The organism is Mahella australiensis 50-1 BON (assembly GCF_000213255.1).
GTDB classification, from domain to species: Bacteria; Bacillota; Clostridia; order Mahellales; family Mahellaceae; genus Mahella; species Mahella australiensis.
This window is the reverse complement of the sequence record NC_015520.1, coordinates 50,873-63,938: the sequence shown is the minus strand read 5'-3', so window position 1 is coordinate 63,938 and position 13,066 is coordinate 50,873. Positions and strand designations below refer to the sequence as shown.

The following is a 13,066-nucleotide window of genomic DNA, read 5'->3' as shown; positions in this document are numbered from 1 at the left end:
ATAATGGGCGATAATCAGGAGTGGTACAACAACAAGGAACTGTATGAGATGTTCCAAAACATCGAGAGCGAAATGTATAAACTGAGGCAAGAGATGGCCGAAACGAGGGCAATTATTAGGGATTATAATGGCCTGCGCCAAAAAGTTGAGGACACATCCGGTAAGATAAACACGCTGATGTGGATAGTGCCAGTAGCTATAGCTGGCATGGGCCTACTATTCACAGCTTTGAATTTTATTCTGAGATGATGAGATGAGGTGAAAAAATGGCATATAAAGTATATGTTAGTCCGAGCACGCAGGAGCATAACGTTGGAGCTGGGAATTATGGCACAGAGGAATATCAGATGAACCTTATAGCTGATATATTGGTATCAAGACTACAGGAACACGGGTTCTTAATAAAACGTAACCGGCCAGAAATGACGCTAGCTCAGGTTATAGCCGATAGCAATGCGTGGGAACCAGATATACACATTGCTATACACTCCAACGCTGCTAACGGCAGAGCCAGAGGATGTGAAATTTGGGTATATAAAAAGGGATATAATGCAGAGAAATTGGCTAAGTGTATATACAAATACCTTGAGCCACTAACGCCTGCGGCTGACAGGAATATTAGAGAAAATCAGCAGCTTAAAGAAACACGAGAGACAAAAGCTCCTGCTGTTATCATTGAAACGTCTTTTCACGACAATATAGATGATGCAAAGTGGATTATGGATAATAGAGAGATGATAGCAGAAGCTATACTGCATGGCATCTGTGACTACTTCGGCATAACATATAAGCCGAAACAACAGCTTAAACCTAAGCCTGAACAGCCAGATAAGCCTATTGAAAGTGGTGGCCGTCTGTACAGGGTAGTAGCAGGGAGTTTCAGCGACAGGGCTAATGCAGAGGCCCAGGTCGAACGTCTTAAAAAGGCCGGGTTTGCGGCATGGATACTAACAGAAGAAAAATAAAGCTGTTTCCGTTGAAACATCGGGACAGCTTATTTTTATGCCATAAAAGGAGGTGATAGTATGGGCTTTGGATTTGATGTACTGGATACCCTGCTTATACCCATTATAGTGGGCATTAGTGAGGCAATAAAAGCTGTAGGAGTTCCTGCCAAGCATATACCATTTATAGCAATGGCTCTCGGTGTTATCGGGAGCTTTTTTGTTGTAGATGCAGAAGTACCTATGAAGGTATTGCTCGGTATAGGGGCTGGGCTGACGGCTTGTGGGTTGTTTGATGCGGGGAAGCAGGCTGTAAAGATGGTTAAAAGTGAATAATAAGAGAGCGAGGAAGTTAGTATGTTTGAGTTTAAGGAAAAGCCGTTTGAAGAACCAATTAGTGTTAACAAAAATCAGATAGCAGAAGGGCAACCGGAGGAGTTGTTACTGCCGGAACAAAGAGATCCAAAAGAATTGCCTAGTGAACTTCGAAAGTTAATCTATGGTGACGATAATATCGGATAGGAGGGTTGATAATGGGTAGCTATAATCATCAAATGTGGGTTTACTGGCCTAGTAGCGGATATCAAAACTTGCATACGAGTCGTATTGTTTATGATGACGATAGTAATGTAAGCGGAAAGTTAAAACCCGGATATTTATTCTGGGCTACCGGTGCAGCGACAAATCCGACGCTGGAAGAAGATTGTGCATTGGAGGCTAACGACCCGGATATACATTACTGGCGTTCGACAAATAAGATTGAAGGATATTTTGATTTAGGTTTGTTAAAAACGAGATGGGCGATTAATCATCTTATGAATGGGTATTGTATAACCGGAGCGCATAGGCATGCGCAGCACGCTTCGTATTGTACGTGCGTAAATGCTGGGAATTGTTTTGTTGCAGACTTTGGGCAGACTTATCTGCCGAATAGAAGTATGTTGTTTATTGATTGGATATATGCGGAAACGATAAACGGAAATACTCAAAACTTCATGCGAAGAGTAAATAATGGGTTGACCTATTATGGTGCTAGAGTATTGTATAATAATAAATCGTTGAAAGATGCTAACGGAAATCATATCCGGTATTTGAATAGAAATAACTGGGTATGGTTTACGTATAGCTATCCGCCAGCGACTGGTGCTACCCTTCATGACCATATACGCATAAGAGCGTATAGTTTGACGAATTACGGGACGATGTATTTCGGTAGTAATGTTTTCTTTTTCGATAATGATACCAATTATCGAGCGGATATGACGTGGGCTGAATATAATGTTGCAACAATGCCAACTGGAGGGCCCGTATAGAATAATAGATTATAAAGCGAAAGCGCAGCTATGAGATAAGGATTTATAGCTGCGCTTTTTTCTTTTCTTACTGTTTATAAAACCCGGGAGGATAATCAATGAGGAATTGTAATCTTTGCGCTATTTCTAAAAGAGGAGAAGTTACGGAGTCTTTATATTTTTTATCACATCCGCTTTTTCCATATTTATCTAAAATCTCGATGATGTCATTAAGTTCTAGCGAATAACCGACAGAAGCATCTACAGACTCCTTTTTGAGTTGTATCAAGTTCTTAAACTCTTTATAATCCATGTTACCATCTACGCCAAGAAAAGCATAAATAGCGCTTATAATGGTTGAACAGTCTTGTGCGGATTGTGATATTGTTTTAGTGCTTGTCTGGTTGTCTGCAGATTCTTTTCCTACTCCATATTCTTGCAGCGTTGAAGAAGCTATACCGTTAAGTAAAAAACTACGGTCGTTGTACATTTGTGAGAGATCTTTATTCTCCCAGCGAGCGAGCACAGAAAGAATCTCTTTTTGCCCTGCACATGCATCTATGCTTTCACCCGAAGTAAAGGCGCTGGAACGTTCAATTAAATCTGTCAGCTTATCTACCAATGATTTTACCAACGCGTCGGGCATATCAGGCAATACATAACTCATGTCATACATAAGTCCGACTATTTGAAGTTCGCTTAATGCCCAAGGATTGCTTTCGTATTTGTCTAATTCAGAAAAATATTTTTGGTAATAAGGTACTGTTGGATTCGATTCAACAGCATTCTTATCAGGCGTTATATATATTTGATTAGGTATATTTTTTTCATCATCTGCTTTTGAACTACCGATGCCAGTTCCATAACCTATTAATATGCTAACAGCGAAAACAGCTAAAATTGCAATTAATAAAGTTTTGTTGAATATAACTGCTTTACGCATATTTACTCACCTCCGTTACTTCTACTTTTATTATACCATATTTTCATCAAAATAAGGTTGCATTTTGAAATTTTTCTTGCGCGCAAACACATGTTCGTATATAATATATCTGAGGTGGTTATAATGCTAACGAAGAAACAACAACAGGTACTTGATGCTATAGTTAAGTATCAAGCTGAACATGGATTTGCGCCGTCATTGCATGAAATTGGAGATATGGTTGGGCTGAAGTCGGTGGCAACTGTATACGGATATATATGTAGATTAGAGAAAGCAGGAGCGATTCGCAGGATACATGGCAGCCCGAGAGCAATTGAGGTATTGACTGGGGCAAAATAATGAGATAAGTAAAAAATTAATATATTTTGTGTTGTGTACTAATTTTGCAACTATATGTAGTGGTTGATTTTTATATGATAAAGTCTATAATTAAATAAGGTATTTATATGAATTGCGATTGTCAGCAGGAGGGACTTTAATATAATAAATATACCAGATTTATTTGGTTAGGACGCCGTGCAAACATTTTGCTAACGTAGCAAACGAAAAGCGGTATAAAAATACGATAAATATTAACAAAGCGAAACTTATAAATGTCTATTTTTCGGTGTTTATACGGACTAAGCATAAACGGCTGATAAAGAATAAAATATCGTTATAGGTTTCCTAAACCGCGTGCCGGACGTTCGATTCGTCTCGGGCGCACCATAAAAGGCCGGAAAATTAACATTCCGGCCTTTGTTATTTATACTGCGGTTTCGGGGCATTATTGCGGACAAATACTATTGATCCTCACTTTTTGCCGTGCCCTCAAAAGGCTCCATGGTGGCAGATGTGCCTGAACTTATGCCTTCCCGCGCAAAAACTTTTTTGACGGTTAAAAATATAATCTTCCAATCATTTATAAAGCTAACATTATCCACGTACTGTACATCAAGATTAAATCTATCCTCCCAACTGATAGCGTTCCTGCCGCTAACTTGGGCTAAGCCCGTCAAACCAGGCCTGACTTCGTGACGACGCCTTTGATGTGCGTCGTAAAGCGGCAGATACTGCACCAGCAACGGCCTTGGACCAACTATAGACATATCCCCTTTTAAAATATTAAATAACTCGGGTAGCTCGTCAATGCTGGTAGAACGCAAAAATTTCCCGAATTTGGTCAATCGGACTTCATCAGGCAATAAATGACCGTTTTCATCCTTATCGTCGGTCATAGTCCGGAATTTATATAATGTGAATATCCTCTCATTAAGGCCAGGTCTCTTCTGCTTAAATATCACCGGCCTACCTAGATAAATCCTTACGAGCAAAGCTATAACCAGCAACAGCGGTGATAAGATTATAATAGCACATAATGACAATATAAAATCCAGCCACCTCTTTATATACCTTCTATATATACCGCGATTACCCTTATTACTTATTTTACACCCTCGCCTTCCATTTCAATGAATAGTTCTCGATAACAGGTTCTATAATACCTCCTTCATAAAGGTAGCGCAATAATGCCGAAGTATACGACATCATCAGAAAATGCTGGGGCATGCTCATCCATACATGATAATGCTCCATTATATTAATACACAATTCTTCACGTGTTACAGGCTCGTCAAGGTTCTCAACTATATACCCTAAAACATCTTTTAATAGTTTTACGTTTTCCTCCACAGCAGATCTTATATCGCGCAGCACTGTGCCGTGGGAAGGTACATAATACGCATATGTCATATCCTTAAGGTATTCCAAAGTACTCAACGTAGCAGCTACATCGCTTATATAAGGCAATTTATATTTTTTTATGAATTCATGCGTATATACAGCATCGCCGCAGAATAACACGTTGTCGGGCGTCGCTATGCCCATATGGTCTATACTGTGGCCCGACAATGATAAAGCGTTTAATTGAACCGAATATATAGTAACTACCCCCGGCTGCAGCGTTACATCAGTATGACAGTGCCTGCCTCGCAAAAAGGCATCGTTAAGCGCGCCGAACGACGGCGTCCCCGTTAGTCCTATCATCTCCAATTCGGGTTTCTCTATTACCCAGCTTTCACCTGAGGGGGCATATATAGTTGCCTCGCTGCGCTCCTTAATGAATTCATCAGCCCCAGCATGGTCCACATGGCCATGTGTATTTATAATGACTACCGGAGCTAACCCATTGGCATGCAGATAGTCCAGCAATGCTTGAGCCTCTTGCTCATAACCTGCATCGATCAAGATGCATTGGCTATCATTTAACACATATAAGCCTATGTTGCAGTTGGTATCATCGTCTATATAATACGTCCTGCCCCCTATATGTTTTAATCTCATAATGTCCTCTCACACGGTGAAATTGCTGACTTGTTCCACCAGTTGCTCGGCAGTTCCTTGCAAAGCAGAAGCCGTTGCGGCTATTTCTTGCGTAGACCCGGTCATTTGCTCCATAGAGGCTGCTATTTCTTCAGTCGACGCTGATGTTTCCTCAGCTACGGCAGATATGGACCCTATGCGTTCAGCAACGATATCTTTATGCTTTATCATATCGTCTGCCTGTTCATACGTCGATTTTATATGAGGTACCATATTGTTTATAGAGTTCATTATATCTTGGAATGCAGCTATAGTCCCTTCCACCAGCTCCATTTGTGATGTCAGTTTATTTTCCATTTCTCCGGTAGTCTTCACTACGTTAGAAGTATTTTCCAATATCATAGCTATAGTACGGGATATATTTTCCGTAAATTGTTTTGACCGTTCCGCCAACGCCCTTATCTCGGCCGCCACGACGGAAAACCCCCTTCCATTTTCACCGGTACGAGATGCTTCTATAGCAGCGTTCAACGAAAGCATTTTAGTTTGATTTGCAATATTGGCTATGGTGGACGTTATTTCATTTACACCGTTTATATTTTGGTCTAGCTCCTGCACATTTCCTGCAACATCTTTATATGACTCCCTTATGTCATTTATAGAACCTATCAGCTTATCCAATTGTCGGGCACCTTGTTTGGAAAGCTCATCGGTAGCATTGGTATTTCCTTTTATAATATTTAATGACTCGTATACGTTATTCAAAGCTTGCTCCAATGCCTTTACAACCGATGATATATCAGCCAAATCCTTAGCCTGCTGAGATACCCCCTGGGAAGTATCCTGCATAGCCTGAGCCACAGCTTGGGACGATGCTGCTATTTGTTGAGAAGTGGCCGATAATCCCACAGCCGAGTCGTCTATACGAGCTGATTTGTCTTTGATGTTAATCACGATATCCCTTAGCGTTTGGAGCATATGATTAATATCTTCAGCCAAAGCGCCTATCTCGTCTCCAGACTTTATACTTAATCTTTCATTCAGATAACCGGCTGCCGCTTTCCGCATTACAGCAGATATGGCCAATATAGGCCGCACTATGGAGGAGGAAAGCAAAATCGACAGCACAACAACCGCAACTACACAAACTGCTATAAGTATAGCCGATGTACGTAATGAACGGTTTACATCGCTGTATACCTCATTTACAGGAGCGGTTACCACTACTCGCCACCCCGTATTGGGAACGATACTATATGCAGCCATCTTATCTACAGAGCTACTACTATACTCCATATAACCGCTGTCATTAGCCAGCACGGAGTCCTTAAAAATCTGTGCCTCTTTAGACTCCATGACGCTTTCCAGCGTTTTGCCTATATACTCTTCATCGATATGAGTTATAAAAGTACCATATGGTGAGAGCAGATAGCCATATCCCGAATCCGCTACCCATATGTCATTCATAAGCTCCAGTATCGCATCTATCTTTATTGTAGCGGCCAATAAGCCTTGAAAGCCGTTATTTACCACTACCGGTACTGCTATAACCACTATGTTGTTACCAGTAATCTTACTCTGCAATACCTCGCTTATAGTCGGCTTTAAAGTAGTTTTTGCCTGTTTAAAATACTCGCGGTCAGATATGTCCAAAATACCGCTTTTATCATCGATGCCTTTACCATTTTTATCAACGAATATGTAATTTTCAGCCGAAGCATCGCTGTCCATAGCCTGTCTTAAGACGGGCTTTATTTGCTCTATATTGCCATTTTGCAATACAGGATTTCTTTTTATCAGCATATGGATATCGGATAGATGATCGCTGAACCATCTATCTATATTATCAGCATGAGTTTTAGCCAGAGACATTTCCTGAGCTTGTATATTTTTCGTCTGGGCATCCCGAAAATTGATGATCTGAAATACAGAAACCACTATAAGAGGTATAATAGCCGCAACCAAAAACAGCGCCGTTATTTTATTCTTTAAGGATAATTTACGCATATTACATTTTTGCCTCCGTCATAAAGCTTTCATACATTTGAAAAAAGCCGAAGATCAATTGATCTCCGACTTTAAGTGGTGGAGATAAGGGGATTCGAACCCCTGACCTCCTGGGTGCGATCCAGGCACTCTCCCAACTGAGCTATATCCCCATTGCATACTTATAATAGCATAAGACTGCATTTGTGTCAAAATATTTTTTAATCTGCCATCTACAGGAAGATTGTAAGCAAGGAGAAAAATGAATACATCGCAAATAGTTCGCCTCATAGCGCTATTGACCCTGTTTTAATTTCTGCACCAACCTAAATAACGCTTGCTGTATCTCATTTGCACACTCTCTATAATCTTCCAAAGAACCGCCAAAGGGGTCTGGTATGTCACTACTACCGCAATCCGCATATTCCTTAAGCGTAAAGACCTTGTCGTATGATTCTGGAAACATCATCAATACATAACGTTTATGTTGTAATGTCATGGTGAGTATGAGATCGGCTTGTTCCACCAATTCACCGCTCAACATACGACTTCTATGACGGCTTATATCCATACCCATCTCGCGCATGACCTCTATCGCGTTGGCTGAAGCCGGTTGTCCATTCACGGCGGCGATGCCTGCCGACATCACCTTTATAGCTTCCAAACCGCTGTCAGCCTTTCTAAACATGGTCTCAGCTATAGCCTGTGCCATAGGGCTGCGGCACGTATTTCCGCTGCATACGAATAATATAGAACTTATCATACATACTCCTTATGCATGTATTATGTCAAAACCTGCCGCCCTTACCATGCGGTTCATTATGGCCAATCCAACGCCATTCGCATCCACTGCTTCAGCCAGCACTACATCTGCCTTGGCCTTGTCAAACAAGCGCAATGTATCGAATAACGCTGCAGCTATGGTTTCCGGCTTTTCTCTATCACCGACCGCTATGACCATATATTCGCTATACATGGCCTTGGTTTGTTCAGTGGCCATTATGCCCACATTGTAGCCCTTTTGCCTATATGCGTCAGCTTCCTTCTTTATCCTCGCAATAACCCTGTCAATGGGTCCGTCCACTATTATAACCTTGGCTTTGGGAGAATAATGTTTGTATTTCATGCCAGGCGATGGTACTGCCCCTTCAGCAAATACAGGCTTTAATATGCCCGATGCAGTATCCACCTTACCTATGACTTCCTCTAGCATTTCTAATGTTATACCACCCGGTCTGTATAGCACAGGATTATTCCCACTTAAATCTAAAACAGTGGACTCCACCCCTACCTTGCATGTACCTCCGGCTATTATAGCTGCTATACGTCCTTGCATATCAGCTATAACGTGTTCGGGCTTTGTGGGGCTAGGACGGCCGGATATATTGGCGCTGGGTGCTGCTATAGGCACGCCCGCACTCCTTATAAGCGCTAAGGCTATGGGATGATCGGGCATGCGCACACCTACCGTATCCAAGCCAGCAGTAACTTCATAAGGTATCTTCTTATGTTTTTTCATAATGATAGTGAGTGGCCCTGGCCAGAATCGCTCCATAAGCAAAAGCGCTTTGGATGGTACATGTTCCACCACTTCTTCCAACATCGATATATCGCATATATGGACTATGAGCGGATTATCCGACGGCCGGCCTTTTGCTTCGAATATACGATGTACTGCAGAAGCATCCAGGGCATTAGCGCCCAAGCCATACACCGTCTCGGTCGGAAACGCTACTACTTCGCCTTTTCTTATTAATATGGCGGCTTTCCTTATAGCATCTTCATTTATATTTTCAGGATCAATGTCTATTACTGTTGTTTTCATAAGATGATTATACGCCATAGACGAGCATTTTGCAATCTAGCTCACTCAGCACTGCAGGCACAACAGCCCATGGCTAACACCATGGGCTGCGCACCGGAATATCATAATTGTAGTGCTCGTGGCACTTAGGCGGGTCATAGCATGGCTTTTACAAGCCTCCCGCGAGATCTATGACTATAACATCATCTTTAATATATTCAATACATCCTGTTTGCCAAGCTTTTTAAAATTACCGGTAGTCTGAGTATCGCCAGCCGTACATTTATCGGCCATCTCTTCCAGTCTGTCATCCGGTATATTCAGCTCTTTTAATGACGTTGGCAAACCAACGCTCTTATAGAATGCTTTAAGCCTGTCTATCCCTGCCAGCGCCGTACGCTCGGGATCTTCGAAATCCATATCTACGTTCCACACACGCACCGCGAACTGCACGAATTTATCCACGCCTTCTTTATATACATACTTCATCCAGGCCGGAAATACTACGGCCAAACCGGCACCGTGAGGTACATCGTATATGCCGCTAAGCTCGTGTTCTATACCATGCGATGCCCAATCGCCAACGCGACCGGTGCTCAGAAGGTCATTGTGCGCTATGGTACTTGCCCACATTATTTCAGCGCGCGCATCGTAATTATCAGGCTGTTCTAGCACTATAGGTACATTTCTTATAACGGTCTTAAGCGTGCCTTCGCACAGTCTGTCGGTCAAATCTACATGCGGCGTATGAGTAAAATACCGCTCCATTATATGCGCCATTATATCGGACGCTCCGCATACGGTCTGATAAGGCGGGAGAGTAAAGGTAAGCTCCGGATTCATTATAGCAAATTTAGGCCTTATAATCTCTACGTTAAGTCCCCTTTTATACCATCCGTCCTCATTTGTTAAAACAGAGCTCTTGCTAGCCTCACTGCCTGCCGCCGGTATGGTCAGCACAACGCCCACGGACAGCGTTTCCTTAGGTTCAGCTTTGCCGGCATAAAAATCCCACACATCGCCGCTATATGGCACGCCCACGCCTATAGCTTTGGACGAATCTATAACGCTGCCGCCGCCCACAGCCAATATAAAGTCTATACCATTATCCCGGCAGAGTTTTATACCCTCACGTACTAGGCTTACCCTTGGATTGGGCTGTACACCGCCTAATTCTATAAAGTCAATGCCGGTCTCTTTCAATGAAGCTACTATTTTATCATACAAGCCCGAGCGTTTTATGCTGCCACCGCCGTAATGAAATAATACTTTCTTTGCCCCGCATTTCTTTATCTCTTGACCTACTTGGTTTTCCGTACCCTTGCCGAAAATGATTTTGGTAGGGCTTAAAAATTCAAAATTATCCATATGTACACTCACCCTTCCTCTTTAATCTTTAAGTTTATTATACCACAATAGAGACTCAAGCGCTATACATACGCGCATAACGCGCCGCTACGCGTATAGCCTCCGCCATGCTTACGGCGCTCGCAATACCTTTGCCAGCTATATCAAAAGCGGTACCGTGATCCACCGATGTACGCAAAAATGGCAAGCCCAGCGTAAGGGCTACCGTACGTTCAAAATCCACCATCTTAGCGGCTATATGCCCTTGATCGTGATACATAGATAATACAGCATCATAGGAGCCGTGCAGCGCCAACATAAATACCGAATCGGCCGGCAACGGACCGTATACTTCAAAGCCTTCTGCCTTCGCGCCTTTTATTGCGGGCTCTATAATAGCGCTTTCCTCATCACCAAAAAGCCCATGCTCACCGGCATGCGGATTTAGGCCGGCTACCGCCTGGCGGGGTTGCTCTATGCCTAACTGTCGCAATGCTTTGTCACAACGTTTTATATAGCCATATACGCGATCATAAGTTATCATGCTGCAGGCCTTTTTAAGTGATACATGGCGTGTTAGAAAGAATACCCGCAGTTCTTTTACCTGAAACATTGTCAAAGGGTCGGCCACTCCGGTCATTCCGCCCAGCATCTCGGTATGCCCTATATATGGCACGCCGGCCAGCTTCCATGCTTCTTTATTTATGGGACCGGTAGCGATCGCGCCCACTTTCTTACTTATGGCTAGTTCTACAGCTTTTTCTATATACCGGCTGCCAGCCATGCCTGACAGCGCGGATATTTTACCCATCTCAATATCCGAAGCTTTTACATCACCTGTATTTATAAGGTCTATAATGCCGTGTTTATACACCCCTTGTTCAGGAGAATATATATCATGTATATCAGCATTTATGCCGCATATGTGCATGATGTTATCCACTACGTCATGGCTGCATATAAGCACAGGCCTGCATATTTCATATATATCCTCTTGATTTAAGGCTTTTATGGCTATCTCCGGGCCTATACCCGCCGGATCGCCTGCGGTTACCGCTATTATAGGTTTATCCATCATCTGCCACCTTTCTTAGATATTCTATACATTTTATAATGGCATCATCGCCGCCTACCAGTCCACCCTTTGTAATCAGTGGTAAGCCGGCAAATTCACCGCCTATCAACCTTCCGTATGTCGCCAGAGGCAATGCCTCGCCTTTTAATTCTATACTATCCGCGCCGACAGCGGCACATATCGCGGCTGTCACATCGCCTCCGCTCGTATACAAAGCTTTTATGCTAAGCCTATCATCATTTAATAGGCTCAACGTTATATCCGCCAGTGCTTTATTTATAACAGCTGATGCAGCTTGCATATCCTCGACCCGCACGATTTGTGCAGCCTGCATTGCGGTAGCTATGCCGACTATAGGGTGGCGCCGAAAAGCTCGTCCCACCTCCACAAAAACACGCTGCATCTCCGCATCCCTGTTCGGACTCAATAATAGCGGCACGTCTATAGCTATCCAAGGAATTGCGAGATTGCGACTGGCGGTATCAACCTGCCTTCTGGTAAGCTCAGATACACTGCCCACAATTAACAACATATGCGTGGCTTTTCCTTCTTCTTTACATAGAGCCGCTGCCATAGCTGCCGAAAATGGCCCGGGGTCCACTGGCATTATGGGCAATACGCTTTGGCAACATGCATTTGCTATGACGTCTATATGATTTTGCATCGTAGCATCTATTACCACTATGCCACCGGCGCCAATATTATTTATCGCGTCACACAGGCACTCTTGCCCGGCCATCACTTGATCCAGCCCTATATTTACGACCATACGCCTGCTTTGTTTAGATATTATATCGGCGACCTTGGATGAACTCACCGGCGTTTTTGGATCACTAGCCACATCGGTCTGCTGGAGGGGCATATTATCCACAAGCACATAGCCACCAGCGCATACCCTACCGGATAACGGATATGCCGGCACCACTACGGCAGTATATCGATGACCTAACGCATCCAAAGCAGCATCTATTTCAGCGCCTATATTGCCGCGCAATGTGGTATCTATGCGCTTGCAGAAAAGTTTTATCCCCTCAATGGCTTTGAATTGCTCTATCAAGCATTTTACACTTTTATATGCCCTCTCAGCCGACATGCTGCGGCTGTTGGTAGTTGCAGACAACACGTCATATCGAGGCGCATATCCGTCCAAAGCCTCTGTATCCATGACAGTGGCTGCAGTAAATCCCTTGCCTTTGAGCAGTATACCGGTAGCATTTGCACCAGTTAAATCATCGGCTATTACAGCTATTTTAGCCATACAAAGAACATCCTTTTCGTTTTATAAATATATTTTACCACATTGTTTTCAAAATGCTACCGTTATGAAACGTTAATATGATATTATTGATATGGTAAATTTATCTTTAGAAAGGG

General features: G+C 43.0%; 15 protein-coding genes and 1 tRNA gene. 6 read left to right on the top strand and 10 right to left on the bottom strand.

Annotated elements, in window-relative coordinates; genetic code table 11:
* Positions 1 to 3 precede the first annotated feature (3 nt).
* From MAHAU_RS00265 to MAHAU_RS00250, 5 genes are read left to right on the top strand one after another with little or no spacing between them, the layout of a single operon-like run.
* Positions 4 to 249 (top strand): hypothetical protein, encoded by a 246-nt coding sequence (locus tag MAHAU_RS00265; RefSeq protein WP_013779711.1) that lies wholly within the window; start codon positions 4 to 6, stop codon positions 247 to 249.
* A 17-nt stretch (positions 250 to 266) separates the two neighbouring features.
* Positions 267 to 965: an N-acetylmuramoyl-L-alanine amidase gene (locus MAHAU_RS00260; protein ID WP_013779710.1), complete on the top strand. Its 699-nt coding sequence runs from the start codon at positions 267 to 269 to the stop codon at positions 963 to 965.
* 60 nt (positions 966 to 1,025) lie between these two features.
* Positions 1,026 to 1,280: a hypothetical protein gene (locus MAHAU_RS00255; RefSeq protein ID WP_013779709.1), complete on the top strand. Its 255-nt coding sequence runs from the start codon at positions 1,026 to 1,028 to the stop codon at positions 1,278 to 1,280.
* Positions 1,281 to 1,301: 21 nt separating this feature from the next.
* Complete coding sequence (locus tag MAHAU_RS15640; RefSeq protein WP_013779708.1) at positions 1,302 to 1,466, top strand: hypothetical protein; 165 nt, start codon at positions 1,302 to 1,304, stop codon at positions 1,464 to 1,466.
* 11 nt (positions 1,467 to 1,477) lie between these two features.
* Positions 1,478 to 2,257, top strand: a complete 780-nt coding sequence (locus MAHAU_RS00250) for a hypothetical protein (protein ID WP_013779707.1) — start codon at positions 1,478 to 1,480, stop codon at positions 2,255 to 2,257.
* A gap of 67 nt (positions 2,258 to 2,324) precedes the next feature.
* On the opposite strand, the gene MAHAU_RS00245 is transcribed toward MAHAU_RS00250, so the two are convergent.
* Complete coding sequence (locus MAHAU_RS00245; RefSeq protein ID WP_013779706.1) at positions 2,325 to 3,179, bottom strand: hypothetical protein; 855 nt, start codon at positions 3,177 to 3,179, stop codon at positions 2,325 to 2,327.
* 123 nt (positions 3,180 to 3,302) lie between these two features.
* On the opposite strand from MAHAU_RS00245, the gene MAHAU_RS00240 reads away from it, so the two are divergent.
* Entirely contained in the window at positions 3,303 to 3,518 is a 216-nt protein-coding gene (locus MAHAU_RS00240; RefSeq protein ID WP_013779705.1) for a LexA family protein, read from the top strand.
* A 443-nt stretch (positions 3,519 to 3,961) separates the two neighbouring features.
* Here MAHAU_RS00240 and MAHAU_RS00235 read toward each other — a convergent pair whose 3' ends face one another.
* The 9 genes from MAHAU_RS00235 to MAHAU_RS00195 form a co-directional block, all read right to left on the bottom strand.
* Entirely contained in the window at positions 3,962 to 4,606 is a 645-nt protein-coding gene (locus MAHAU_RS00235; protein WP_041643713.1) for a sugar transferase, read from the bottom strand.
* A gap of 1 nt (position 4,607) precedes the next feature.
* A complete protein-coding gene (locus MAHAU_RS00230; RefSeq protein ID WP_013779703.1) occupies positions 4,608 to 5,501 on the bottom strand; it encodes an MBL fold metallo-hydrolase in 894 nt (297 codons plus the stop codon).
* Positions 5,502 to 5,510: 9 nt separating this feature from the next.
* The gene (locus tag MAHAU_RS00225) at positions 5,511 to 7,487 is read right to left on the bottom strand and encodes a methyl-accepting chemotaxis protein (RefSeq protein ID WP_013779702.1); all 1,977 of its coding nucleotides are present in this window, start codon (positions 7,485 to 7,487) and stop codon (positions 5,511 to 5,513) included.
* Positions 7,488 to 7,563: 76 nt separating this feature from the next.
* Positions 7,564 to 7,639, bottom strand: a tRNA-Ala gene (locus MAHAU_RS00220).
* 122 nt (positions 7,640 to 7,761) lie between these two features.
* Positions 7,762 to 8,229 carry a low molecular weight protein arginine phosphatase gene (locus MAHAU_RS00215; protein WP_013779701.1) on the bottom strand — a complete coding sequence of 156 codons (468 nt, stop codon included), beginning with the start codon at positions 8,227 to 8,229 and terminating at the stop codon, positions 7,762 to 7,764.
* Between the two features lie 9 nt (positions 8,230 to 8,238).
* A complete protein-coding gene (locus MAHAU_RS00210; protein ID WP_013779700.1) occupies positions 8,239 to 9,291 on the bottom strand; it encodes an L-threonylcarbamoyladenylate synthase in 1,053 nt (350 codons plus the stop codon).
* A gap of 174 nt (positions 9,292 to 9,465) precedes the next feature.
* Entirely contained in the window at positions 9,466 to 10,638 is a 1,173-nt protein-coding gene (locus MAHAU_RS00205) for an iron-containing alcohol dehydrogenase (protein WP_013779699.1), read from the bottom strand.
* 55 nt (positions 10,639 to 10,693) lie between these two features.
* Positions 10,694 to 11,692, bottom strand: coding sequence for a 4-hydroxythreonine-4-phosphate dehydrogenase PdxA (gene pdxA, locus MAHAU_RS00200; protein ID WP_013779698.1), 999 nt, complete (start codon positions 11,690 to 11,692; stop codon positions 10,694 to 10,696).
* Complete coding sequence (locus MAHAU_RS00195) at positions 11,685 to 12,950, bottom strand: four-carbon acid sugar kinase family protein (RefSeq protein ID WP_013779697.1); 1,266 nt, start codon at positions 12,948 to 12,950, stop codon at positions 11,685 to 11,687. Before MAHAU_RS00195 ends, pdxA begins: the two co-directional genes overlap by 8 nt.
* Between the last annotated feature and the right edge of the window lie 116 nt (positions 12,951 to 13,066).

Excerpts from the sequence above, each read along its gene's own strand:
- MAHAU_RS00265 (WP_013779711.1), top strand. The coding sequence starts at position 4 with ATGGGCGATAATCAGGAGTGGTACAACAACAAGGAACTGTATGAGATG.
- MAHAU_RS00260 (WP_013779710.1), top strand. The coding sequence starts at position 267 with ATGGCATATAAAGTATATGTTAGTCCGAGCACGCAGGAGCATAACGTT.
- MAHAU_RS00255 (WP_013779709.1), top strand. The coding sequence starts at position 1,026 with ATGGGCTTTGGATTTGATGTACTGGATACCCTGCTTATACCCATTATA.
- MAHAU_RS15640 (WP_013779708.1), top strand. The coding sequence starts at position 1,302 with ATGTTTGAGTTTAAGGAAAAGCCGTTTGAAGAACCAATTAGTGTTAAC.
- MAHAU_RS00250 (WP_013779707.1), top strand. The coding sequence starts at position 1,478 with ATGGGTAGCTATAATCATCAAATGTGGGTTTACTGGCCTAGTAGCGGA.
- MAHAU_RS00245 (WP_013779706.1), bottom strand. The coding sequence starts at position 3,179 with ATGCGTAAAGCAGTTATATTCAACAAAACTTTATTAATTGCAATTTTA.
- MAHAU_RS00240 (WP_013779705.1), top strand. The coding sequence starts at position 3,303 with ATGCTAACGAAGAAACAACAACAGGTACTTGATGCTATAGTTAAGTAT.
- MAHAU_RS00230 (WP_013779703.1), bottom strand. The coding sequence starts at position 5,501 with ATGAGATTAAAACATATAGGGGGCAGGACGTATTATATAGACGATGAT.
- MAHAU_RS00225 (WP_013779702.1), bottom strand. The coding sequence starts at position 7,487 with ATGCGTAAATTATCCTTAAAGAATAAAATAACGGCGCTGTTTTTGGTT.
- MAHAU_RS00215 (WP_013779701.1), bottom strand. The coding sequence starts at position 8,229 with ATGATAAGTTCTATATTATTCGTATGCAGCGGAAATACGTGCCGCAGC.
- MAHAU_RS00210 (WP_013779700.1), bottom strand. The coding sequence starts at position 9,291 with ATGAAAACAACAGTAATAGACATTGATCCTGAAAATATAAATGAAGAT.
- MAHAU_RS00205 (WP_013779699.1), bottom strand. The coding sequence starts at position 10,638 with ATGGATAATTTTGAATTTTTAAGCCCTACCAAAATCATTTTCGGCAAG.
- pdxA (WP_013779698.1), bottom strand. The coding sequence starts at position 11,692 with ATGGATAAACCTATAATAGCGGTAACCGCAGGCGATCCGGCGGGTATA.
- MAHAU_RS00195 (WP_013779697.1), bottom strand. The coding sequence starts at position 12,950 with ATGGCTAAAATAGCTGTAATAGCCGATGATTTAACTGGTGCAAATGCT.